General features: G+C 42.4%; 28 protein-coding genes and 4 pseudogenes. 22 read left to right on the top strand and 10 right to left on the bottom strand.

The window, feature by feature from the left end; translation table 11 throughout:
• The first annotated feature begins 463 nt into the window (after positions 1-463).
• Positions 464-604, top strand: coding sequence for a hypothetical protein (locus VTAP4600_RS26065; RefSeq protein WP_172443139.1), 141 nt, complete (start codon positions 464-466; stop codon positions 602-604).
• The gene (locus VTAP4600_RS25760; protein ID WP_102523763.1) at positions 591-1418 is read left to right on the top strand and encodes a hypothetical protein; all 828 of its coding nucleotides are present in this window, start codon (positions 591-593) and stop codon (positions 1416-1418) included. The genes VTAP4600_RS26065 and VTAP4600_RS25760 overlap by 14 nt, the downstream gene beginning before the upstream one ends.
• A gap of 1088 nt (positions 1419-2506) precedes the next feature.
• On the opposite strand, the gene VTAP4600_RS26515 is transcribed toward VTAP4600_RS25760, so the two are convergent.
• On the bottom strand, positions 2507-2734 hold the full coding sequence (locus tag VTAP4600_RS26515; RefSeq protein ID WP_012397067.1) for a helix-turn-helix domain-containing protein: 228 nt from the start codon (positions 2732-2734) through the stop codon (positions 2507-2509).
• Here VTAP4600_RS26515 and VTAP4600_RS26765 point away from each other — a divergent pair.
• From VTAP4600_RS26765 to VTAP4600_RS25700, 12 genes and pseudogenes are all read left to right on the top strand, one after another.
• On the top strand, positions 2711-2956 hold the full coding sequence (locus VTAP4600_RS26765; protein ID WP_172443138.1) for a DUF4158 domain-containing protein: 246 nt from the start codon (positions 2711-2713) through the stop codon (positions 2954-2956). The two genes, VTAP4600_RS26515 and VTAP4600_RS26765, sit on opposite strands and share 24 nt — an antisense overlap.
• Positions 2957-3000: 44 nt before the next feature.
• Positions 3001-3798, top strand: coding sequence for a ParA family protein (locus tag VTAP4600_RS25745; RefSeq protein WP_012397066.1), 798 nt, complete (start codon positions 3001-3003; stop codon positions 3796-3798).
• Entirely contained in the window at positions 3795-4769 is a 975-nt protein-coding gene (locus VTAP4600_RS25740; protein WP_012397065.1) for a ParB/RepB/Spo0J family partition protein, read from the top strand. The genes VTAP4600_RS25745 and VTAP4600_RS25740 overlap by 4 nt, the downstream gene beginning before the upstream one ends.
• Positions 4759-5163, top strand: a complete 405-nt coding sequence (locus VTAP4600_RS25735) for a hypothetical protein (RefSeq protein WP_012397064.1) — start codon at positions 4759-4761, stop codon at positions 5161-5163. Before VTAP4600_RS25740 ends, VTAP4600_RS25735 begins: the two co-directional genes overlap by 11 nt.
• A complete protein-coding gene (locus VTAP4600_RS26510) occupies positions 5150-5311 on the top strand; it encodes a hypothetical protein (RefSeq protein WP_231897823.1) in 162 nt (53 codons plus the stop codon). The genes VTAP4600_RS25735 and VTAP4600_RS26510 overlap by 14 nt, the downstream gene beginning before the upstream one ends.
• A 90-nt stretch (positions 5312-5401) precedes the next feature.
• Positions 5402-5545 (top strand): hypothetical protein, encoded by a 144-nt coding sequence (locus tag VTAP4600_RS26505; protein WP_228445029.1) that lies wholly within the window; start codon positions 5402-5404, stop codon positions 5543-5545.
• A gap of 65 nt (positions 5546-5610) precedes the next feature.
• On the top strand, positions 5611-5982 hold the full coding sequence (locus VTAP4600_RS25725) for a hypothetical protein (RefSeq protein WP_012397063.1): 372 nt from the start codon (positions 5611-5613) through the stop codon (positions 5980-5982).
• A gap of 173 nt (positions 5983-6155) precedes the next feature.
• Positions 6156-6410, top strand: a pseudogene (locus VTAP4600_RS26500) (DUF2913 family protein); the annotation flags it as partial.
• A gap of 232 nt (positions 6411-6642) precedes the next feature.
• The gene (locus VTAP4600_RS25715) at positions 6643-6861 is read left to right on the top strand and encodes a hypothetical protein (protein WP_012397062.1); all 219 of its coding nucleotides are present in this window, start codon (positions 6643-6645) and stop codon (positions 6859-6861) included.
• On the top strand, positions 6843-7487 hold the full coding sequence (locus VTAP4600_RS25710; RefSeq protein WP_102523761.1) for an LAPAL motif-containing putative phage structural protein: 645 nt from the start codon (positions 6843-6845) through the stop codon (positions 7485-7487). Before VTAP4600_RS25715 ends, VTAP4600_RS25710 begins: the two co-directional genes overlap by 19 nt.
• A gap of 9 nt (positions 7488-7496) precedes the next feature.
• Positions 7497-7778, top strand: a complete 282-nt coding sequence (locus tag VTAP4600_RS25705; RefSeq protein WP_012397060.1) for a hypothetical protein — start codon at positions 7497-7499, stop codon at positions 7776-7778.
• 71 nt (positions 7779-7849) lie between these two features.
• A complete protein-coding gene (locus VTAP4600_RS25700; protein WP_012397059.1) occupies positions 7850-8587 on the top strand; it encodes an IS6 family transposase in 738 nt (245 codons plus the stop codon).
• A 155-nt stretch (positions 8588-8742) separates the two neighbouring features.
• Here the strand turns inward: VTAP4600_RS25700 and VTAP4600_RS25695 are convergent, their stop codons facing one another.
• The 7 genes and pseudogenes from VTAP4600_RS25695 to VTAP4600_RS25670 all read right to left on the bottom strand — a co-directional run bounded on the left by VTAP4600_RS25695 (position 8743) and on the right by VTAP4600_RS25670 (position 14130).
• Entirely contained in the window at positions 8743-9177 is a 435-nt protein-coding gene (locus VTAP4600_RS25695) for a hypothetical protein (protein WP_012397058.1), read from the bottom strand.
• Positions 9178-9701: 524 nt separating this feature from the next.
• Entirely contained in the window at positions 9702-10238 is a 537-nt protein-coding gene (locus tag VTAP4600_RS26495) for a transposase (RefSeq protein ID WP_228445025.1), read from the bottom strand.
• A complete protein-coding gene (locus tag VTAP4600_RS26490) occupies positions 10199-10678 on the bottom strand; it encodes a transposase (protein ID WP_012397056.1) in 480 nt (159 codons plus the stop codon). Before VTAP4600_RS26490 ends, VTAP4600_RS26495 begins: the two co-directional genes overlap by 40 nt.
• Before the next feature lie 276 nt (positions 10679-10954).
• A complete protein-coding gene (locus tag VTAP4600_RS25685) occupies positions 10955-11692 on the bottom strand; it encodes an IS6 family transposase (RefSeq protein WP_012397055.1) in 738 nt (245 codons plus the stop codon).
• A gap of 186 nt (positions 11693-11878) precedes the next feature.
• Positions 11879-12742, bottom strand: coding sequence for an endonuclease/exonuclease/phosphatase family protein (locus VTAP4600_RS25680; protein WP_012397054.1), 864 nt, complete (start codon positions 12740-12742; stop codon positions 11879-11881).
• A gap of 633 nt (positions 12743-13375) precedes the next feature.
• Positions 13376-13519: pseudogene (locus VTAP4600_RS26485) on the bottom strand (IS6 family transposase); the annotation flags it as partial.
• On the bottom strand, positions 13519-14130 hold the full coding sequence (locus VTAP4600_RS25670; protein ID WP_102524025.1) for a recombinase family protein: 612 nt from the start codon (positions 14128-14130) through the stop codon (positions 13519-13521). The gene VTAP4600_RS25670 and the pseudogene VTAP4600_RS26485, both read right to left, overlap by 1 nt.
• Before the next feature lie 199 nt (positions 14131-14329).
• On the opposite strand from VTAP4600_RS25670, the gene VTAP4600_RS25665 reads away from it, so the two are divergent.
• The 3 genes and pseudogenes from VTAP4600_RS25665 to VTAP4600_RS25655 form a co-directional block, all read left to right on the top strand.
• Entirely contained in the window at positions 14330-14644 is a 315-nt protein-coding gene (locus VTAP4600_RS25665) for a type II toxin-antitoxin system HigB family toxin (protein WP_102523759.1), read from the top strand.
• Between the two features lie 8 nt (positions 14645-14652).
• On the top strand, positions 14653-15069 hold the full coding sequence (locus VTAP4600_RS25660) for a helix-turn-helix domain-containing protein (RefSeq protein WP_012397051.1): 417 nt from the start codon (positions 14653-14655) through the stop codon (positions 15067-15069).
• A gap of 95 nt (positions 15070-15164) precedes the next feature.
• A pseudogene (locus tag VTAP4600_RS25655) lies at positions 15165-15881 on the top strand (IS6 family transposase); the annotation flags it as partial.
• Positions 15882-15932: 51 nt separating this feature from the next.
• Here VTAP4600_RS25655 and VTAP4600_RS25650 read toward each other — a convergent pair.
• Positions 15933-16082: pseudogene (locus tag VTAP4600_RS25650) on the bottom strand (Rpn family recombination-promoting nuclease/putative transposase); the annotation flags it as partial.
• Positions 16083-16129: 47 nt separating this feature from the next.
• Positions 16130-16732, bottom strand: a complete 603-nt coding sequence (locus VTAP4600_RS25645; protein WP_012397049.1) for a DUF2913 family protein — start codon at positions 16730-16732, stop codon at positions 16130-16132.
• 339 nt (positions 16733-17071) lie between these two features.
• On the opposite strand from VTAP4600_RS25645, the gene VTAP4600_RS25860 reads away from it, so the two are divergent.
• From VTAP4600_RS25860 to VTAP4600_RS25620, 5 genes are all read left to right on the top strand, one after another.
• Complete coding sequence (locus VTAP4600_RS25860) at positions 17072-17281, top strand: hypothetical protein (protein WP_012397048.1); 210 nt, start codon at positions 17072-17074, stop codon at positions 17279-17281.
• A gap of 139 nt (positions 17282-17420) precedes the next feature.
• On the top strand, positions 17421-17657 hold the full coding sequence (locus tag VTAP4600_RS25640; protein ID WP_102523757.1) for a DinI-like family protein: 237 nt from the start codon (positions 17421-17423) through the stop codon (positions 17655-17657).
• 525 nt (positions 17658-18182) lie between these two features.
• A complete protein-coding gene (locus tag VTAP4600_RS25635; RefSeq protein ID WP_012397045.1) occupies positions 18183-18653 on the top strand; it encodes a hypothetical protein in 471 nt (156 codons plus the stop codon).
• Positions 18654-18668: 15 nt separating this feature from the next.
• Positions 18669-19133, top strand: a complete 465-nt coding sequence (locus VTAP4600_RS25630) for a hypothetical protein (RefSeq protein WP_012397044.1) — start codon at positions 18669-18671, stop codon at positions 19131-19133.
• Positions 19134-19396: 263 nt separating this feature from the next.
• Positions 19397-19693 carry a hypothetical protein gene (locus VTAP4600_RS25620; RefSeq protein ID WP_012397042.1) on the top strand — a complete coding sequence of 99 codons (297 nt, stop codon included), beginning with the start codon at positions 19397-19399 and terminating at the stop codon, positions 19691-19693.
• The last annotated feature ends 315 nt before the right edge of the window (positions 19694-20008 follow it).

The raw sequence follows: 20008 nt of genomic DNA, 5'->3' as shown, positions 1-20008 counted from the left end.
TCTGCGAAAAAATAGAATGTAAAAAAACTGTTCTTTTTTTGCCAAGTCGTACAATATGTGATGACAAATCACAGATTGGACGACTTGGCACTTAAGTGATTGATTTCAATGCGTATAATGCACATAGTGTTAAATGCAAAAGTGAAAATGTGACTTATCACACATTGAGTTCTTGATAACTGAGGCGGGATTTCTTATAATGAAGTCAACTTTAGCAACATAGTGCATTATATAGAGCACTCGCTATATAGAAGATTCTGTATAGTGTTCTTAGTTAAAGCAGAATGTGTTGGACTCTCAATCTAACCACATAGCATTCGCAAAAAGCCGTTCTCCCAGAAGTGAACGGCTTTTTTGTGCCTGAAATTTAAGCATTTGATCTTTCATCGGATCTTGTGTAAATTAAAGGCTCATTGTTTGGTGTGAGAACCAAGCAACCCTAAAAATCTTCTGGAATCAAACTATGAATCGCTTTATTTTGTCTTGCCCTGCGCAAGCTCCCTTGAGACTCAGCACCCAAGTAATGACCGATAATGACGATGGCATTCCGTGTGATGCCCGTTTCGGTGATGAACTTGAGGGCGAGTCTCATGTTTGCCGATAACAACGCCTCAAGCCTCACCAAACCGGAATACGACAAAGCGTATCGCGCCAAACGCAAAGCGCGTAAGCATGAGCTGATTGCGCTGTGCCACTCGGTGGTGACACAAAAACAAGAAGAGTCTCCGGATTTTACCATTGGATTTCGATGTTATCGTTTGCTTCGCAGTGGTGAGATTGTCAAATTGCCGCCTGAGTATGCGGTGATCTTAAAGTCGTGCCAGGATTTCATTACCAACCCACAACGGTTTGCCAGTTTGTTTGCATGGGGGGGCGCGGCCATTCATAATGTCCAGTGCCGCACTTTGATAGCGAAGGTGTTGGCGTGCATGATGCCAAACACGGATTTGATTGGTGGCCGCATCGGTTTACCGACCGAAGCGGGCTTAAAAACCATCAGTTATGATCAATTGCAAGAAGATTATGCGTTGCGTTGGGGGGAGTTTATTTCTCCTAAGGCGTTTGCTAAAGTCGTGAAATACTTGCAACGAGCGTCTTATCTCACCTCTGAGCGCATTAATGTGTGTGTGGACAGTGATGAGGGCACGGTTCGCAGCGCGGCCGCGTATAAGCAGTTTACCGCGACGTTTTTCAGAGATTTAAAAGTCGTCAGTTACCGCAACATTTCTGATCTCATCATGGCCAGTCGGCAACGGATGGAAAAGAAGGGCTTGAGGTTTGAATGGCTTGCGTTTCGTACCATCGCTGCGGGCGTTCAAGAGATCTTTAATGCCGACAAGTTAAATAAGACGGCGTCTTTAGTTTCGGGCTGGTTCTTACCCTCTCAGCGTAGCCAAGCTCACCTTTCCCCGCATTAAATTAGAACCGGTATCCGCTTCACGGCGGAGGATTTGTCACGTCTGGCGTTTAATCTGGGGTAAAAAAGTGAGCTAACGAGGACTTTTACGGCGTTATGTCTTAGGTTTTAGCGGAACAATTGAACTGTATTTAGACAAACGTGTGTAATCATAGGCTCTTTTTACAAAGAGGGTGCAAGAAATGGAGGGTAGACGTTACCCTTAAAAAGGCTCTGTATATTGGACTGCGGTTAGGAGTACTCCGTACTTACACTACGTATATACTGATAATGTAACCTCATTTAATTCGATTTCTCTACTCAAGGTTTGTACTGGCTGCTATATGCTTGCATGTAGAGACAGTGCAAACCCGACAAGCGTTAGCGCGTCAGTCTCATCCCCCACAGCTTACTTGATCGATCCTAAACCGTCGCTTCGCTCCAAAGTTGTCTCAGCCAGCATGAAGACATCGTTAAAGCCACCTTATTATTCTTAGCTGGCTGCGCTGGATCTTTCTTTTGTCATACGACAGGAACCTTTCTCACTCATACGCCCACTCTTGTGAAACCAATCCTTAAGCTCCTTATTCCCGTCAACCTAAACCGCTCATCAGGCTTAGCAGGGCCGAGGTCTTTTTTTGTGGGGGAGAATCATGCGATAAAAAAGAAATGGCGGACGCTTCATCACCTCTCTTACTCGCTTCGCTCGCGCTTTCTGGTATTCGTCGCACAGCGACTCATGAAATAAAAAGGGACAGAGCACAAGATCAAGTTTGATCTGTTCAGATCTTAAACAAATGAAAGGTTTTGCTGCTGAATGCTACATTACTCTCAATGTTACAGTGTAATGTGTTAATCGCTAGATGGGGTTTGAAGGGTAGACAGGGAATTTGTAAATTATCCCACGCTAAGGGCTTGGCCAACGGTACTCTCCAGTTAAGGGGTTTGAGCACCAATGGTCATTTTTGCCCAACCTCCGATATCGACCAGACTAGCTTAACGTTTACTACACATTGATTAATTAACGGGTTAATTGACAGAATACCTAAAGCTAAACCTTCAAAAATTCATTGTAATTTAAACGACCGTTTGCTTTACATTCAGAATGAACTATATCGGGGGATGGGCAAAAATAGCCAATTTGCTGTTGTTTTCCACCTGTAACCAGAGAATCACTTTGGTCGTCTTCAATTCCGGCTCAATACTCGATTGCCTGACCGTGCTAAGTGCCCGGTAGATTGAGGCTTCTCCCAGCCTGAATTCCCGGGCCAGTTGCCCAATGGTGGCTCCCGCTTCCGTCTTGAAGAGCTTTATGTGCGGCCGGAGTTCAATGCCCATGAACGACGTCTTTATTTCACACTGACGCAGTTTGAACGGACGGCTCTGGCGCAGTTCAGTAACACCAAGACCCGTATTTATTTTATTCTGCAGTTAGGCTACTTCAATGTTTACTGTGTTAGAAAGGACATTTATGAAATTATCATAGGGGGCTCAAGTTCATTTTTGCATGCAAAATCTTGTTTTTTCTTATTGACCTTTTATGTTTTCCCCGTAGTATGACCCTTGTAATCAGGCGTTAACGCCAGTCTCAAAGGAGTAATACAATGGGTAAAATCATCGCAATCGGTAATGAAAAAGGTGGAGTCGGTAAAACGACTACTGTTGTGAATTTAGCTTACTACTTTTCTCATGTGCGCAATAAAAAAGTGTTGGTTGTAGATATGGACCCGCAATGTAATTTGACGGATAAGTATTTTGACCAAAATGATGAGAGTAAAGCGAAACCCGCCTCTATCACTCGAAAAGTCGGTGAGGCGAATGTCATTTCATTCTTTGATGAAGAGTTCTATGGTGAGCCTGTCGAACTCAATTCTAATCTTCATATCTTTGGTGCTACTTTCAACATCAGCAGTCTTAACAACTGTACAAATGATGAAATTGGTTTCTTTGCCCAAAACATCAATAAACTGGCTGCACAATACGACTACGTATTTATCGACACCGCCCCTTCTGTTGGAAACCTGCAATACTCGGCCCTTATCGGGTGTGATGGTTTATTGATTCCTACCACAGCAGAAGAAGACAGTTTTCAAGGTGTATCGAAGATCCTTAAATCTGTAGCGCGTATCAAAAGCACTTATGGTTTGGATGTATCTGTATTAGGTATGTATCTAAACATGGTGAAAAAAGTCCCAACTCAATTGCAAGATTACTTCGCTACTAAGTTATCTGAGGATTATGGCGATCTGGTATTCAAGACTCAGGTGATCCATACAACTAGGGTTTCAGAAGCCTCAGCGTTCAAGCAAAGCATTATTGAATATGACGCGAAAAAAGCTGAATACATCAATATCGATGCTTTGATGCAAGAGTTTGAGTTGAAAGCGGAGGTGTTGTCATGAGTAATAAAAAAGACTTTAAAGCCTTAATGAAAAACAAGTCCAAATCGTTGCTCGATGAAGAAATCAACGAGGTAAAACCTGGTGAGAGCGTTGTTCTGATTCCTAAAGAGGAGATTTATTCATCCGAACAGGTACGCAAATTCTTTGATAAAGAGTACATTGCCGATCTGTCTAAAAACATGGACGATATTGGCCAGCTTCAACCCATTGTTGTGACTCGTAAAGATATTCGTGGCTACAAAATACAAGTGGGTGAGTGTCGTTGGAGGGCGGCCAACCTGAGTGACAAAATCACTCACGTAGAATGTTTGGTGCGTGACGCGGGAACAGTATTAGCACAACTATCAGAAAACCTTCATAGAAGCGACCTTACCCCTTTTGAAACAGGCGCGCCTTTAGAGCTGCTAATGGAAGAACAAGGGATTGTTGAGAACAAAGATCTAGCCAATGTTGTGAGCTTATCTGAGTCTCGTATTAGCGCTTTTCGAAAGGCGGCTCAATGTCCTCCTTATATTGAGCTTGCTTATCACAATGGTATTATCCGTGATGTTGATACGGTCAACTCTCTACGTATTGCAGGAGAACTCAGCGAGTTAGAAACAAAGAAACTTCTTGAATCCCCTGTTTCACGTAAAGAAGCTAAAGAGCTTGTAAAAAGCCTAAAGGCTTCTAAGAAAAAGGCTAAATCAAAACAAGCTGATGAAGAACAATCCTCCCCTGAACATCAAGAAGTAACGAATGAGACGCCTTTAAATGAAGTCACTCAAACGACAGTATCAGGTGCTACGCCTACTCCGCAAAATAATGGAATAAGAATATCGTTTGAGGGGGAGCAAGGCTTCATTGATCTCAATGGCCAAGCTGAAAGTGGACAAATCGTTATTGTACTTGATGCTAGTCCTGGGAAATTGACCGTACCAGCCAGAGATATCTCAGTGATTGGGTATCACTCGATAGAGCATGTCTACTAATAAAAAGAAGTTGGCTCGAGTCGTGAATACACATCGAGCCAAACTAATTAAGTTGTACTCATTAAACTTTGAAGGCAGCGCTACTCAAGCCATTGAACAAATAACGACGAGAGCGGTTGAACGGGCCTATGTTAGTCATAGGCCGCCTCCCCCGGGTGAAGTAATGAAAGCTTGGGTTATTGAAAGTCGTGCTCCTCAATGGGCTTGTAGAGCCACCTTTGACTTGTTGATTGAACTTAATTGGTTGCCAAATACTGATATTGAAAAAGCTATTGCAGCTCGCTTTCTTCTCTTGAATGACTACCCAATCAATGAAAGTTGGAAAGCGTTATTAGGCGAGTGGTTAGAACTTGCCAAGCAAGCACAAAAAGAGAACTCAGATGAATACGAATAACTACAATGAAACTCTTAAAGATGAATACCGTACATTAGTTGTGGCATTTTTTAATACCGTTGAGAGTAACGTGAAGACCGCGAACTTAGCGCCTGTATGCTGTTTGAAATGGCTAAATCCAAATCACTCTCTGACAAAGAATCAATGAGTGCGGATTGGTTGTGCAATCGTGTTTACCAACCTCTAAAATATAAGCACCTACCCCAATGGATAGCTAAATCTGCATACTATTTGCCTTATGGCTAGAAACTGGACTCCTACGAAAAACAGTGAATGGTTTGTGATGTTGGCCTTTTACGTTCGTGAGTTTGGTGGTGATACACCAAGTTATGAGGCTCTGAGTCAAAGCCTCCCTGCTAACCTAGAAGGTGAATTAGGTTAGCAGTGGCTTAAGGTTTGCGTTAATGCAGTGAATGACATCAAAAAACAAAAACAAGAGAATCCGTCATGAGTTTTTCATATGAACAAAGAATTAAGTACTTACATGAGCTTTCTCAATTGCCTAGACAATCGTTGTGCTTTCAGCTTTTAACGATCATGAATCTTTGTTATCACAACTTGGATAATGGCAAGGTCGAACGATTGAAATCAGATGATGAAACCTTTTTCTATGAGGCTAATTCACTGAAAGAGCAACTACTCGATGTGCCGAGTCTTAGTAACTCTCATAAGGTGCTCTATTTCCTACTCGATGCGGGTTTTATTGAGCGACGAGTGTTAGATAAAGATGGCCAAGTCGTTATTGGTGATAGCTACCAAAGAAACACGGCCAAAATCTATTGGCGTATATCCGACAAAGGGTTAAGTGTTTTCGGTTAATTAAAAACTCAAGGAATTAAGTCATGGGGCTGTTGCAATTAATCAGAGAATGCAGATCTACTCAGTCATGGGCGTAACCATGACTGGTAAATCACCTCAACATTGAAGAGACGATTCATGAAGGCGGATCTCTCCCGAACAAGCGTTTTACGATCATCATGACGTAACCAGAAAAGACAAAACTTGTTGAAGAGACGCCGACTCAGGATAGAGACGTTGTTTATCTCGATAGAGCACACATTGATTATTGCTTCGATGATGATAATCGCTAAGTTGCACCAATCTCGTTGTTCATACATACCAATGAATTAGGCAAGTTTACTCACTGCTTAACAGATCAACGTTACTTTAAATTCGAGCAGTATCAAGTCAGTGAAGAATTAAGAAATTATCATTACCAACTTCATCCGATTCGCTCACATGATTGAAGAGCTAGCACGAGCAGTAAACTGCTCGTGCTGGAGGTTTGATTTTTGGTACGGATTAAGTGTAGTTATGTTCAATAAAGCGATTCGAAATCATCAGCCTGTAAACTCTCAGATTTCCTATACACTTTTCAGTATTCCTTCGCTAACTTTTTGACTTATCTACTATCTTTATTATCTGGCCACATCTAATATAGATGCATATAAATTGTGGATACAAGGAACTGTTTTTTTGATGCAACCAGATCACTTTGAACTGCACTATGAAGGTAATGCTACTGAAAATCATTCAATGGATATTTCTGTTACAAGGGATGTACTTAGTGCGCTAGATATCCTTGTTCAGCGAGTAAGTAAAAAACAGATAAAGATGAAGATATTGTCGTCGATGTCCAAGCTTTCAAAGAAGGTTGTTTTGCTATTGAACTGGCTATCTTGGGTGGTGTCAAAATAACTGCTGCTCATTTAATGGGGCTTATTGGTATCACTGCTATCGGTCATGGCGGTATTCTAGGCTACATTGACTGGAGAAAAGGACGAAAAAACCTAGACGTCATAAAGGGTGAAAACGGTGAAGTCGAAGTAAAAGACTTAGATTCAGGAGAGGTTAAAAAAACAACGAATGAGGTTGTAAAGCTTTCTTCTGATAGTACAATCACCGCCCAGCTTCAGAGGATATTTGTTGAACCGTTTGAGCGCCTAGATCTAGATAGGGTTTTCGTGTCTCAAAACAACCAAACGACCATTGCGTTCCCTAAAACTAGGGCTGAAACTCTTTTTGAAGGTGCAACTGAAGAGCAGTTAGATAATTGGACATTAGATCACCTTGTTTCTGTGGAGCAAGTATCGTTGACTCCCGAAGGCAAATGGCGAGTATACGTGCATGGTCACAAACGTGCAGTAACAGCTACAATGGTTGATGAAGCGTTTCAAAATCGCATTGATCAAGGTGCAGTTACATTCCGAACAAAAGACAAGATGGAAGTCTTACTCGAAAAGGACGTTACACGAAAAGGTGTAAGAAAAACTAACACATATACCATACATAAAGTAAATAAACACTGGCATGTTGACCAGTAAGGGCTTTTTATGGATACAGGTACAGTGATAGTGATAGGACTCATCATTGCGTACCCGTTTATTGTTACGCTAGTGAGAGCCTTCACTCGAACTACTCTAAACAAGACAATGCCGAAGCAATACGCAGTTAAATACAAGGACAGTAACGGAAAAGCTTCAGAGTTTGTTTTCTCAGCTAGAAATACAGACCAAGTAGCTAAGGCATTAAGAACCTTAGAGCAATCATCTAAAATACGAACAAAATCGAATTTGGACGATGTTCATCAAACGAACACGGCTGGAGGTCATTAAATTGGGGGTTGTTGCAAAAAAATCAGCCAAGACTCAGAATTCAGTTCTGTCTTTTCTGAGCTAGTGACTCAATGACCAATCCCGCATTCAAATGGAAACACTTTGCCCCTGAAATCATTCTTTGGTGCCTTCGTTGGTATGGTTCGACCCCAATGAGCTACGGCAACCTCAGCGACATGCTGGCAGAACGAGGGGTTTCGGTTAATCGCTCGACCATTTATCGTTGGTTCATTGAGTATGCCCCAGCATTACGCAAGAAGTTACGCCGCCATCAGTTCATCCGAACAGACTCTTCGTGGCAGCTCGATGAAACCTACGTCAAGGTGAAAGGGAAATGGCACTATCTGTATCGAGCTATCAACAAGCAAGGCGAAACACTGGACTTCTATTTCTCCCAAAAACGTAATAAAAACGCGGCTTATCAGTTCTTGAAACGGTGCCTAAGATATTATGATGTAGACACTCAGCCTAAGACCTTGAACACGGACAAGCATTCCTCGTATGCTCATGCTATTTCGCGCCTGAAGAAGGAGGGACGGCTGCGAGCGGATGTCGAGCAACGGCAAGTGAAGTATCTCAATAATGGTATCGAGTCCGATCACGCCCCCATCAAGAAGCTCGTTGTCAGCACAGGCGGTTTTAAAATACGAAAGCGAGCTTGGTCAACCATCGAGGGGTTCGAATCACTGCGAATGTTGAACAAAGGCCAGTTTGATTTCTGGTTACGTCATGATGAGCGTAAAACGCTTGTTCGGGAGAGATCCGCCTTCATGAATCGTCTCTTCAATGTTGAGGTGATTTATCAGTAATAGTTAAGCCCATGACTGGGTAGATCTGCACTCTCTGATTAGTTGCAACAAAGCCGTGCAAACTAAGAGAACCAGTATGTCGCTTACTCAGGCATGTAGACTCTTCGAGTGATAAATATCTAAAAATGGAGAGGGGCTCTACTTTCTCTGTGTTACTAAAATGCGGTCTTATAAACTTGAAAGCCTGAACCTTCGTCGTAACCAATGCGGTAATTTGCGGCGTTACCGTTGGTTAGGTTAGCCTCAACTTCAGTCATACCAACCCCTAATGCGCATAAATTGCCTTCTGGCTGCGCTCCCAGTATGTAAATATCTGGCTTTAAGAACATTTCAAATTTTTCTTTAGGGCCTAGTTTAACAATTGGGTCTCCATCTAAATAAACCGTAAAATCACAAGCAGAACCTCTAAATCCGCTATCCCGCTTTACGACTGTTTTTACTGCATTAGGGAAGTCCTGTCTAATGCTCATAGGTGCCAATATCTTTGATTCTTCAACCGGAGCTGACTCAGCATTACTAAGTGGCTGACTAACACAGCCAGATAAAAGGCTAATAGATATTGCAGATAATATGAATGCTCTTTTCTTCATTAGTCATCCTTTACAGAATCAGGCAAGGTGTTGTTTGAAATCTTCTATCAACTCTAGTCATTCATTTTCGAATTCTTCGTAGGAGATTTTTTGGTAACCAATATGGTAACATAGTCTTCACACTAACAGTACGTTTGGTTGCACTAATATGCTCTCTTTTGAGAGATATCTGACGTTTTAGACAAAGATTCAGGTCATTAAGGGACAAAAGCGCCTTAGGTTAAGTTCTGAAATGTTAAGCCCCAAAGCTTGCTGGTTGAGTCAGATAAAATATTTTTTATTGCCTATGAGGTTTAGCAATAACGCCTTTTACATTATTATTTTTTGTCATAACCAAAATATATTTGGTTTTACCTCGGAACATTACTTTTGAATGTTGGAAGCTTTCATCTTCGGAAAAAATCGGGGCTGTTGCAACTAATCAGAGAATGCAGAACGACCCAGTCATGGGCTTAACGATTACTGGTAAATCACCTCAACATGGCTTTGTTGCAATACTCAACCTAGGTGGTCTTTTGATACGGTTAGGCGACTCGGTAGCTATTGGGCATCCCGAGATGAGTAAAGCGATTTAAAATAGAACAACCGAGTAACATTTCTTTTGACTGATTTTCAAACTCCCTGCTGTGTAATGTATTGCCGATTATCTTTTTGTAACGTTGCATGGCGGTTTCTGAGATATTCCTTTTTCCGTATTGCCGTACGCTCTGCCAACCTATAATACCAAGGGCGAAGCAACCTATCAAGTTGCTCATCCTCTTAGGATGATGAGCCTCATCGGCAAACGTATTGTCTTTCGGCGGAATAACAATCTCAGCATTCGGGAAATGATTTTCTAATGTCTGGTACACCGCATTGGTATCATACATTTTATCGGCACTGACGTGCTCGACATCCGTAATGATGGACTGACATAACACCCCGACAACCTGATCATCCATCGTGTTTTTATCGGTGAGGACTGCGCCTTGAATGAAGTGAGCTTCATCAACAGCAAAGTGCGCCTTTCGCCAGCTTCGTTTTACCTTAACTTTATGTTTTTCCTGGTGCCATCCATACAAAACCGTTTGAGTCCCGTTGAATCAATGGCTATCGCTGCAATTTTGTCATCTGGCCTTTCATGCTTTCTAAAGCGTGGCGCCGTGAAATTGAGCTGCTTCAGCCGTTTTGACAACAGCGTATAATCAGGGCATTGAAGGCTGGTCATGCCAAGCTTCGTCAGTAAACATTCAATCAGCCCCTGAGCTTGACGTAAGGGAAGTTTATACACCAATCTGATGTAATGGCAGGCTTCGATGGTGCTGTCAGGATACTTAACGGATGAGCTGGTACCGTCATAAACGCGTTCGTCGTATTGCCAATTATTGATGATATCTTCAGATATCCAAATATCGAACTGCCCGCGTTGCTTGAGAGCCTGATTGTACTCACCATAGTTATTTAAGGCGTAGGTAGGCTTCTTAAAATGATGGCGTTTGGTGTCATTGTATTTGTAAGGCATTTGTTAATCAGCCAACCTGAATGAAAGGCTGGCTATGATAACTGAATTCAATGTTAATGGAATAATTGAGTGTTATCTGAGCGATTCAACAAAGCCAATGAGAGTGGGCAACGTAGGTATTACATGATTTTAAGCAAAATATGAACTCGAAGATTATATGCAGTCACGCACATATTTTCAACTAGTAAGCTTCAATGAACCAACTGATTTTTGGACAATTAGGGGCTGTTGCAATTAATCAGAGAATGCAGATCTACCCAGTCATGTGCGTAACCATTACTGGTAAACCACCTCAACATTGAAGAGACGATTCATGAAGGCGGATCTCTCCCGAACAAGCGTTTTACGCTCATCATGACGTAACCAGAAATCAAACTGGCCTTTGTTCAACATTCGAAGTGATTCGAACCCCTCGATGGTTGACCAAGCTCGCTTTCGTATTTTAAAACCGCCTGTGCTGACAACGAGCTTCTTGATGGGGGCGTGATCGGACTCGATACCATTATTGAGATACTTTACTTGCCGTTGCTCGACATCCGCTCGCAGCCGTCCCTCCTTCTTCAGGCGCGAAATAGCATGAGCATACGAGGAATGCTTGTCCGTGTTCAAGGTCTTAGGCTGAGTGTCTACATCATAGTATCTTAGACACCGTTTCAAGAGCTGATAAGCCGCGTTTTTATTACGTTTTTGTGAGAAATAGAAGTCCAGTGTTTCGCCTTGCTTGTTGATAGCTCGATACAGATAGTGCCATTTCCCTTTCACCTTGACGTAGGTTTCATCGAGCTGCCACGAAGAGTCTGTTCGGATGAACTGATGGCGGCGTAACTTCTTGCGTAATGCTGGGGCATACTCAATGAACCAACGATAAATGGTCGAGCGATTAACCGAAACCCCTCGTTCTGCCAGCATGTCGCTGAGATTGGCGTAGCTCATTGGGGTCGAACCATACCAACGAAGGCACCAAAGAATGATTTCAGGGGCAAAGTGTTTCCATTTGAATGCGGGATTGGTCATTGAGTCACTCGATCAGAAAAGACAGAACTGAATTCTGAGTCTTGGCTGATTTTTTTGCAACAACCCCGATGGAACGGTTGGCGTAGGGTATTGTTGATGGTGTAATTGAAGTTCCTAAAGATCATTAAAATATCAGATCGGAAATTTAGGCGGTTCCGGCGTAGAACCCAGAACCCCTTATCCGAATTATTGTTCAGTTAACTTCATTTCGACAAGTAAAGGTAAATGATCTGAGACAGATGCATATGGCTTACTTTCAGGGGTTGCTCTATCTGATGGTTTAGGAATATATACCTCTTTAATGTCCCATTTTTGAGCATTTGATGTAAGTATATAATCAATTTTCCTGTCTGGATTCCATGACGGTGCTGTGTACTTCAATTCCTTATCAGTGTCATTGAACCATGCTGTCAAATCTAAGTATTCTGTTGATTGAGGTGGTAAATTAAGATCACCCACTATAATTGGAAGTGCATTTTTAAACTGCCAAGAAGAGAATTTTGTTTGAAGAGTTCTTACCTGCTCTGCTCGTAATGGCTGCGTAGTGAAGTCCAAATGAGTAGTTACTAACATAACAGGCGCAGGATAATTAGGGACATCAACTTCTACAGCACAAGCCGCTCTTTGCTCCGCACCTTTGATGTTAGGTAGTTCCATCCTTTTATTCAATTTCAAATCATACTTAGACAGCACTGCTGTACCATATTCCCCACCATCATGATCTATAGCCTTGCAGAAGTAATAATTCATTCCCAACTTGTTAGCTATATACTCTGCTTGACTAACTGGGTTAGAACCCTCTTTACTAAAGTTCTTACCAGAACGCCCAGTCATGTTATCAACTTCTTGCAGTCCAATAATATCAACATTCATTTTACGAATTGCTTCTACAATGGCATCAGTACTCCCCATTCTAGAGGCCATTATGTTATATGACCCAACACGAATACTATTGGTATCTGCAGGACCATCCATGAGGCGATCAAAAGCTAAAGTTGAAGAGGAAAGAACTATAAACCCTATAACCGCAGCAATGCTTGTTAATTTCATTTTTACACCTTATTATTTTTGATAGTAAATTTACGTATCAAAATAAATCATAGAATCGTTTTTTTCAGTGAAAAAACCTCAAAAACAAAAACAATTAGTGATACATATCTCACAATCAGTACATTTATCAACCATTTCATTAATGTTTAATTCTATCGCGAATTATTGAATAAGAGATCATATGATGGGGTTCTGCGCCGGAACTCCATTATCTCGATGACGTTCGGTTGACAGAAAAGGAAATCGCAAAGCAATTAAATACCATGGGGTCTCTCGTATTAACCAAGAATTAAGGCAAAAAGGCTCGAGTCCTTAGTGATAGAACAAGAGCTTGAAGATACCGATGTAATTGGTTTGAGATTTGCCTTAAAGCAAAAAAGTTTGGCAACAGCTTCTCCCAAAATCAGAGTGAGAAAACAAAGATGATTCGTTACCTTCTATATCGAGGTCACTCGTTATCAATGATATTAGAGTGCACAATCAAATATAAATATTATAGCAATCAATTGCTTATATATTCTTTGGCTCAATATCGGAAATTTCGTCGGTTTCGGCGTAGAACCCCATTATGTTTAATCGGGCTTGTTGCAACTAATCAGAGAATGCAGATCTACCCAGTCATGGGCTTAACGATTACTGGTAAGCTACCTCAACATTGAAGAGACGATTCATGAAGGCGGATCTCTCCCGAACAAGCATTTTACGCTCATCATGACGTAACCAGAAATTAAACTGGCCTTTGTTCAACATTCGTAGTGACTCGAATTTTTGGATGGTTAATTAGGCTCGCTTAGTTTCTTTACTTTAGCGACCGTTGAACGGCTACACCCAAGTAGCTCCTGAACCTGCGACCAACTTTTTCCTTCGCTTAGTAGTAAAGAGATATTTTCTCTTAGCTGATGGTCTGGCTTCCTACCCCGATATTTCCCTAATTTCTTGGCTTTTTCTATCCCTTGAGCTTGACGTTTTCGCCGTGTCTCATAATCATCTCTCGCCATTGCCGCGGCTAAGTCGATCATGAAGTCTGTCAGCACTTTTGAGAGCATTGAGCTTTCATCATTACTATTGAGTACACCATGCGTCATTGGTTGATCGACGACTACGATATGTAAGCCAGCTTCAACTAAATGGTCTTTGAGCCGGTTCCATTGTTCATAAGGTAAACGTGACAGCCTGTCCACCTTTTCGATGAGCAATATATCTCCTTTATGTGAATCCTCAATTAAGCGCGATAACTCGGCTCTCTCTAATTTTGAACCTGATTGGTTCTCAGTATAGAAACTTGCTATCCGTACACCTTTTTGGTCTGTAAATTGGATAAGTTCAGATTTTGCACGATTAGCGTCTTGCTCACCAGTTGATGCTCTTAGGTAGGCTCTTATGAACATAATGTTAAGTCTTGGTCTGTTTTGAGTCTGGTTTATAATATTAGTTCGCATAGGGTTATAAATCAACAATATGCGAACTAATATTGGGTCGTTAAACACTAGTTCGCATTAAGTATACTTAATTTGGACTGGTTCACTAATTGTGAACGCGGTTGTTTTGGTTTATACTGTTCACATAATGTGAATGTTGGGTAGCTTGATGCACGTAATAAGTAAAAGACCATTTAATGATGCTAAGAAAAATTTTCCTACGTGTGCCGAAGCTTTGGATGCAGCATATAAAGTATTGCGTATAAGTCGAGCTAAAACACCGGAGGAATTAAAAGCTTTGTTTCCATCATTAGATAATTGTAAGTACAGGGATAAGTTGTATGTTATTGACATTGGCGGTAACAAATTGCGATTGATGGCTTACATTGAATTTACGCAAGGGCGATTTTACGTAAAGCATATTGTTACTCATGCGGAGTATGACAAGATAATTAAATCTTATCGAAGTGAGAAGAAAAAGTAGGGGACCTCATGAATATTACACGAATGAAAGAGTTTTCTAACCAAATGATTGAAGTTATGCCTTGGATTAATGGTATCTCTACTTCTGATGAATACGACCAACTCATCGAGTTAATGGATGAGTTGGTCGAAGACTACGAAGGAAATCAAGTGCTTATTGACCTTTTATTTCCCGTTATCGAAAGATATGAATCTGAATCTGAAGAGTTCAATGAATTCAACCGTGTTGTTGGTGAGTTAGAGCCTGGGTTAGCAATGCTCAGAGTGATCATTGATCAAAATGAAATGACTCTATCAGATTTTAAAGATGAAATTGGAGCAAAATCTACAGTATCAATGATTCTGAGTGGTTCACGTTCTTTGACTCTCCGACATATTAAATCCTTGTCGGAACGCTTTAATATTCCAGCCTATATGTTCATCTAGATTCCAATTCGGATGGGGCTGTTGCAACGGGGTTGTTGCAAAAAAATCAGCCAATACTCAGAATTCAGTTCTGTCTTTTCTGATTTAGTGACTCAATGACCAATCCCCCATTCAAATGGAAACACTTTGCCCCTGAAATCATTCTTTGGTCCCTTCGTTGGTATGGTTCGACCCCAATGAGCTACGCCAATCTCAGCGACATGCTGGCAGAGTGAGGGGTTTCGGTTAATCGCTCGACCATTTATCGTTGGTTCATTGAATATGCCCCACCATTACGCAAAAAGTTACGCTGCCATCAGTTCATCCGAACAGACTCTTCGTGGCAGCTCGATGAAACCTACGTCAAGGTGAAAGGGAAATGGCACTATCTGTATCGAGCTATCAACAAGCAAGGCGAAACACTGGACTTCTATTTCTCCCAAAAACGTAATAAAAACGCGGCTTATCAGTTCTTGAAACGGTGTCTAAGATACTATGATGTAGACACTCAGCCTAAGACCTTGAACACGGACAAGCATTCTTCGTATGCTCATGCTATTTCGCGCCTGAAGAAAGAGGGGTGGCTGCGAGCGGATGTCGAGCAACGGCAAGTAAAGTATCTCAATAATGGTATCGAGTCCGATCACGCCCCCATCAAGAAGCTCGTCGTCAGCACCGGTGGTTTTAAAATACGAAAGCGAGCCTGGTCAACCATCGAGGGATTCGAATCACTGCGAATTTTGAACAAAGGCCAGTTTGATTTCTGGTTACGTGATGATGAGCGTAAAACGCTTGTTCGGGAGAGATCCGCCTTCATGAATCGCCTCTTCAGTTACGCACATTACTGGGTAGATCTGCATTCTCTGATTAGTTGCAACAGCCCCCAAAAACGACGTCGATTTCAGTTGCAGCGTGGAAAGATCGCACAATGCCTGAATGTCGGGCGGTAAGTGGATTTCTAGAAAATCCTTTGCCACCTCAGGCAGCGTTAAAAAGGATTTAAATAAACCGTCGTGAGGGTTGTTCGTTGCCATCGTTGCGTTATCTCATTGTTAATGTGATACGTTCATCGCACTTCCCGTTAGCCTTCAACCAGATTGATGTCTAAAGGATGAACCAAAAGGTGCGCTTGGTGTGTCTTCTCATTCCATTCTTTCATCTCCGCCACAAATAAACCGTGTCGGTTGATGCACTCAATCAGCTCAGGCGCGCGCTCTAACTCGATGAGCATTGAAATGGGGCTCACTTGCCGGTACTCAGCATCAAAGCCCTGCTCTAATTGCTCTTCAAGTAAATACAGTATGCCGGGCTTGGTTTGCATCCCTTTTTCAAACAGTTGAGACTCGATGCCTTCTTCATCATAAAGGCAGACCAACAAGTGATAAAGCTTCTCCGCTCCTTTAAGCTTAGATTGCTTCGCCAGGGCGTTTAACTCATGCAGTTTCATTTCTAAGTTCCCTCCGCTCTTTCTGGGTGAGTTTACCATGAGCTTAATGTCTTTCTTAATGCTTGATAACGATGTGTCGCTTAATTTAGGCTTGAGATATTTAATCAGTATCTCATTACGGCGATTCACCGGAACATAACGGGTCGTCGTTGATATCTGAAAGAACAAGTGAAGTAACGCGTGCGTCACCGTGTCGTGTAAATGATAATAGTAATTAAAATCGCGTTTTATTTGCATGCTTGCTGGTCTGACTCTCTATCTATGGCGCTCTTGGCGCTGCGGATCCCCTGGGGAAAGCGAAAAGAAGGGTTCGTTTACACGAACCAGCACTATTCTAGTGCCTATGGCGATTCAAATCCTTATTTTTGGTTCGTTTACGGATAAAAATTGAACTCGGTGCATGCTGGCTTTGGCTTTGGCTTTGGCTTTGGCTTTGGCTTTGGCTTTGGGGCAGAGAATACTCAAGCATCAGTGAGGTGTTTTTTGTTCTTTTCGCAAAGCCTTGCCTTTTCTTAGCGTTCTCGCTTCGCTCGGTTTATTCCGTCGCCTCCCGCCTCCCGCCTCCCGCGATAACGCATGCCACCGATATCGAGCAAAGCTCGATGTGCCATTGCGTTCCTGCCAACAACGGTGATTTTCAAGCGACTTCTCTTTGTTACTCAGCAATATCTTAATGGCTCTCTTGATATGACTAAAGAGCTGATCAGAAAAACCGTTCTACAGTCACCGGAGCCGCTGACCATAAATGAATACATTAAACTGGTCGAGCTTTTGGAGAGCGACTGATCCGCTCTCCAGACAGTTCAAAAGGAACGGGCAGGTTTTTTGAGATTAATAGGCAAATATTAAAGCGCTTTACATAAAAATACGCGGTATGATACTGTATTTTCATACAGTATTACGTGTGGCTCTGGAGGCGTTAATTATGCGAGTTGAAATGATGGTTCAAAAGGATAAGTTACCTAAAAACGGGCTCTCTTTGATCACGGTTGAGTTAGAGAAAAGGCTGCATGGGATCTTTCCTGATGCAAAAGTCCGTGTACGTGCTGGCACGAGTAATCGACTCGATATTTATGCACATAAAGATAAAAAAACTCTCGCAAATAACATTGTTGAGCAAGCGTTTAATGAAGCTGATGAGTGGCTTTTTTCTGAATCTTAATGTTGTCTACTATTCACCTCATACTGGTCTAGGTCTAGGTCTAGGTCTGTTTGTCTAAGGAGGGGCTGAGAATTATCAAGCATCAATGCGCTGTTTTTTGAGATATATTTTCGCAAATCCTGACCTTTTCTTGGGCGTTCTCGCTTCGCTCCGTTCATTCCGTCGCTTCGCTCCTCCCGCGATAACGCATGACACGAATATCGAGCAAAGCTCGATGTGCCATTGCGTTCCTGCGAACAATCACCCAACGCCTCCGCTTACTGCGTTCGCTACGCCTCGTCATTCTTCCTCGTTGCCTTTCACTGCCTGTCATTAAGACAGAGTAAGGGCCGAGTTTTTTATGCGCCGATTTTCCTTTCTACTCGCATCACCTTACGGACTCGCAAGCTGTTAACCATGATCTTTCAGAACCCCAATAACAAGGGTATATGAACGCTTCGCGCCCTTGTTATTGAGAACCATGAAAGCCCGATGGACAGCTAAGCGGCTCCGAAAGGTGATACTCAAACAAAAAGGAAACTCCCCATGGCGCAACAAAACTCAACCCTAACTCTCTCTACATGCCAAACAGCGACCAGCGTCTCGCCGCTGGAGCACGAAAGCTCACCAAAACATGATGTCTCTTTGTCCGAGGGCGAAAGGGGCTTCATTCAATTGATTAACTCCGATTCAAAACAGATCTTAGCGCAGCGTGAAGGTTTAAATGATGAGGCCTCTTTTGAGTATCTAGAAAAGTACGTGTGGAACATGAGCGAGCAGGTAGCCATGCAGTTTGTGGCGCAAACGGATCATGTTCATCCCACGAAATTCTTTTGTGCGCTCCCTAAAGAGGCCCTGGTTAAGTGTTACCTCAACCAATTGACGGATCAAGAGCCGGTGTCTATCAAGCCATGTTGGGAAGGGCGGGCAGAGCAATGGGAAGAGAACGACACGACGACCGAACCATGGGATGCCTTTGATAGCGACGGTCGCTGGATTGGCACGTCGGAATGTTAACCAGAGGGCGCTCATATGAAACAACAATCAAGCCGTACGATAGAGCCAGTGGCGCTTCGCTGCCAAGTGAAGGCGTTGCGTCAGTCGATTAAGGGAATGGGAGCGCCATCGGCGCCAACCCTATCACCACAGCGTCACGCGATTGTGCAGCGCATGCAACATTTGAAAATGTTCAGTCGCGGTCAGAGTTCTGAGCAATTGGATGATATCGCTCAATTAAAAGAACAAAGAGTCCGGGATGCCATCAACACTCAATTCCCTGGCATCGGACAGAAAACGTTTCAGCATCATGACTTCTATGAGCTTTTACTGGATCTCGATAGCCGTATCGGACTTGGTGAGTGGCGTTTACGAGAAAGCCGTGAAGAAGTCATTGTGTATGCCTCTTATGGCTCCGTCTTCCCTGGTTTGCGTTTTCAAAAGCAGGGTGAGCACTACCACTGTAGCGGCTTCAACTTTGATATCCGCCTGGCATCTTAGCCTTAACTCCTAATCTGATTGTCATGGAGAAAAAATGGAACAGCCCATCCCTTCTATTTTTGTGACCGGTGCGTTGGTCTTAGTAAAAGGACGTCATGCTGGTACTCGTCAACCCATCGTGATTCATATTGAGCGCACTCCGCTTCATCTTTCTTATTGGGCCAAGGTATCGCGCGTAATAACGTGCAAGAAATCTTGTGTCAAAAAGGATTGAACAGTGTGTATACCCTCAGCCATTGGATTGAAGAATAAGGAAGCATGCGATGAAAACGCCTACTCATTTTGCGGCACTTTCCGAGCTCACGGCTCGTGACTTTAAAAAACAAGCAGTGATCACCCCTAAACGTCGGTTTGATATCTATAACAACGGCCAATCCTACAATGTGATTAATTGGTCAAGCGAATATCAAACGCACATCTATTTGCGCTTAAACGTGTCCTGCGTTGATAAAAAGCCGCTCTATTTTGTGGAGACCTATTCCATGTGGGGCGATTGGCTGTGCAGCCATTCATATCGAACCATCAAGGACATCAAACTCGCTTGGATCGGTCAGTTATGACGTGTCACCGCCGAGAGGAGCAAGAGCATGATAAAAATTAAACAATGATCAATTTCTAGCTAATTTTTGGATATTAGCAAACCATGAATAGGTGCAGATATGGAAAAGGAAAAAAAGCCCACTCTCAGACTGAATGAGAGTGGGCAACGTAGGTATTATATGATTTTAAGCAAAATATGAACTTGCAGATTATATGCAAGTTCATATTTTGCAACTAGTAAGCTTCAATGAACCAACTGATTTTTGGACAGAAGTGTGTCAGCGGTTTTGCTAATTTAGTCTGTTACGGATAATTTTTAGTAGTCTATATAGTCT

The organism is Vibrio tapetis subsp. tapetis (assembly GCF_900233005.1).
In the GTDB taxonomy this organism is placed as follows: Bacteria; Pseudomonadota; Gammaproteobacteria; order Enterobacterales; family Vibrionaceae; genus Vibrio; species Vibrio tapetis.
The sequence above is the reverse complement of the archived record's forward strand: the minus strand, read 5'-3'. Positions and strand labels throughout refer to the sequence as shown.

Coding starts and splice junctions, on each gene's coding strand:
- VTAP4600_RS25630 (WP_012397044.1), top strand. CDS start 18,669: ATGAAACAACAATCAAGCCGTACGATAGAGCCAGTGGCGCTTCGCTGC.
- VTAP4600_RS25860 (WP_012397048.1), top strand. CDS start 17,072: ATGCCACCGATATCGAGCAAAGCTCGATGTGCCATTGCGTTCCTGCCA.
- VTAP4600_RS25740 (WP_012397065.1), top strand. CDS start 3,795: ATGAGTAATAAAAAAGACTTTAAAGCCTTAATGAAAAACAAGTCCAAA.
- VTAP4600_RS25700 (WP_012397059.1), top strand. CDS start 7,850: ATGACCAATCCCGCATTCAAATGGAAACACTTTGCCCCTGAAATCATT.
- VTAP4600_RS25645 (WP_012397049.1), bottom strand. CDS start 16,732: ATGCAAATAAAACGCGATTTTAATTACTATTATCATTTACACGACACG.
- VTAP4600_RS25695 (WP_012397058.1), bottom strand. CDS start 9,177: ATGAAGAAAAGAGCATTCATATTATCTGCAATATCTATTAGCCTTTTA.
- VTAP4600_RS25680 (WP_012397054.1), bottom strand. CDS start 12,742: ATGAAATTAACAAGCATTGCTGCGGTTATAGGGTTTATAGTTCTTTCC.
- VTAP4600_RS25735 (WP_012397064.1), top strand. CDS start 4,759: ATGTCTACTAATAAAAAGAAGTTGGCTCGAGTCGTGAATACACATCGA.
- VTAP4600_RS26490 (WP_012397056.1), bottom strand. CDS start 10,678: ATGCCTTACAAATACAATGACACCAAACGCCATCATTTTAAGAAGCCT.
- VTAP4600_RS26505 (WP_228445029.1), top strand. CDS start 5,402: ATGGCTAGAAACTGGACTCCTACGAAAAACAGTGAATGGTTTGTGATG.
- VTAP4600_RS25725 (WP_012397063.1), top strand. CDS start 5,611: ATGAGTTTTTCATATGAACAAAGAATTAAGTACTTACATGAGCTTTCT.
- VTAP4600_RS25640 (WP_102523757.1), top strand. CDS start 17,421: ATGCGAGTTGAAATGATGGTTCAAAAGGATAAGTTACCTAAAAACGGG.
- VTAP4600_RS25665 (WP_102523759.1), top strand. CDS start 14,330: ATGCACGTAATAAGTAAAAGACCATTTAATGATGCTAAGAAAAATTTT.
- VTAP4600_RS25715 (WP_012397062.1), top strand. CDS start 6,643: ATGCAACCAGATCACTTTGAACTGCACTATGAAGGTAATGCTACTGAA.
- VTAP4600_RS26510 (WP_231897823.1), top strand. CDS start 5,150: ATGAATACGAATAACTACAATGAAACTCTTAAAGATGAATACCGTACA.
- VTAP4600_RS25705 (WP_012397060.1), top strand. CDS start 7,497: ATGGATACAGGTACAGTGATAGTGATAGGACTCATCATTGCGTACCCG.
- VTAP4600_RS25660 (WP_012397051.1), top strand. CDS start 14,653: ATGAATATTACACGAATGAAAGAGTTTTCTAACCAAATGATTGAAGTT.
- VTAP4600_RS26515 (WP_012397067.1), bottom strand. CDS start 2,734: ATGGGCATTGAACTCCGGCCGCACATAAAGCTCTTCAAGACGGAAGCG.
- VTAP4600_RS25760 (WP_102523763.1), top strand. CDS start 591: ATGTTTGCCGATAACAACGCCTCAAGCCTCACCAAACCGGAATACGAC.
- VTAP4600_RS26065 (WP_172443139.1), top strand. CDS start 464: ATGAATCGCTTTATTTTGTCTTGCCCTGCGCAAGCTCCCTTGAGACTC.
- VTAP4600_RS25685 (WP_012397055.1), bottom strand. CDS start 11,692: ATGACCAATCCCGCATTCAAATGGAAACACTTTGCCCCTGAAATCATT.
- VTAP4600_RS25745 (WP_012397066.1), top strand. CDS start 3,001: ATGGGTAAAATCATCGCAATCGGTAATGAAAAAGGTGGAGTCGGTAAA.
- VTAP4600_RS25670 (WP_102524025.1), bottom strand. CDS start 14,130: ATGTTCATAAGAGCCTACCTAAGAGCATCAACTGGTGAGCAAGACGCT.
- VTAP4600_RS25635 (WP_012397045.1), top strand. CDS start 18,183: ATGGCGCAACAAAACTCAACCCTAACTCTCTCTACATGCCAAACAGCG.
- VTAP4600_RS25620 (WP_012397042.1), top strand. CDS start 19,397: ATGAAAACGCCTACTCATTTTGCGGCACTTTCCGAGCTCACGGCTCGT.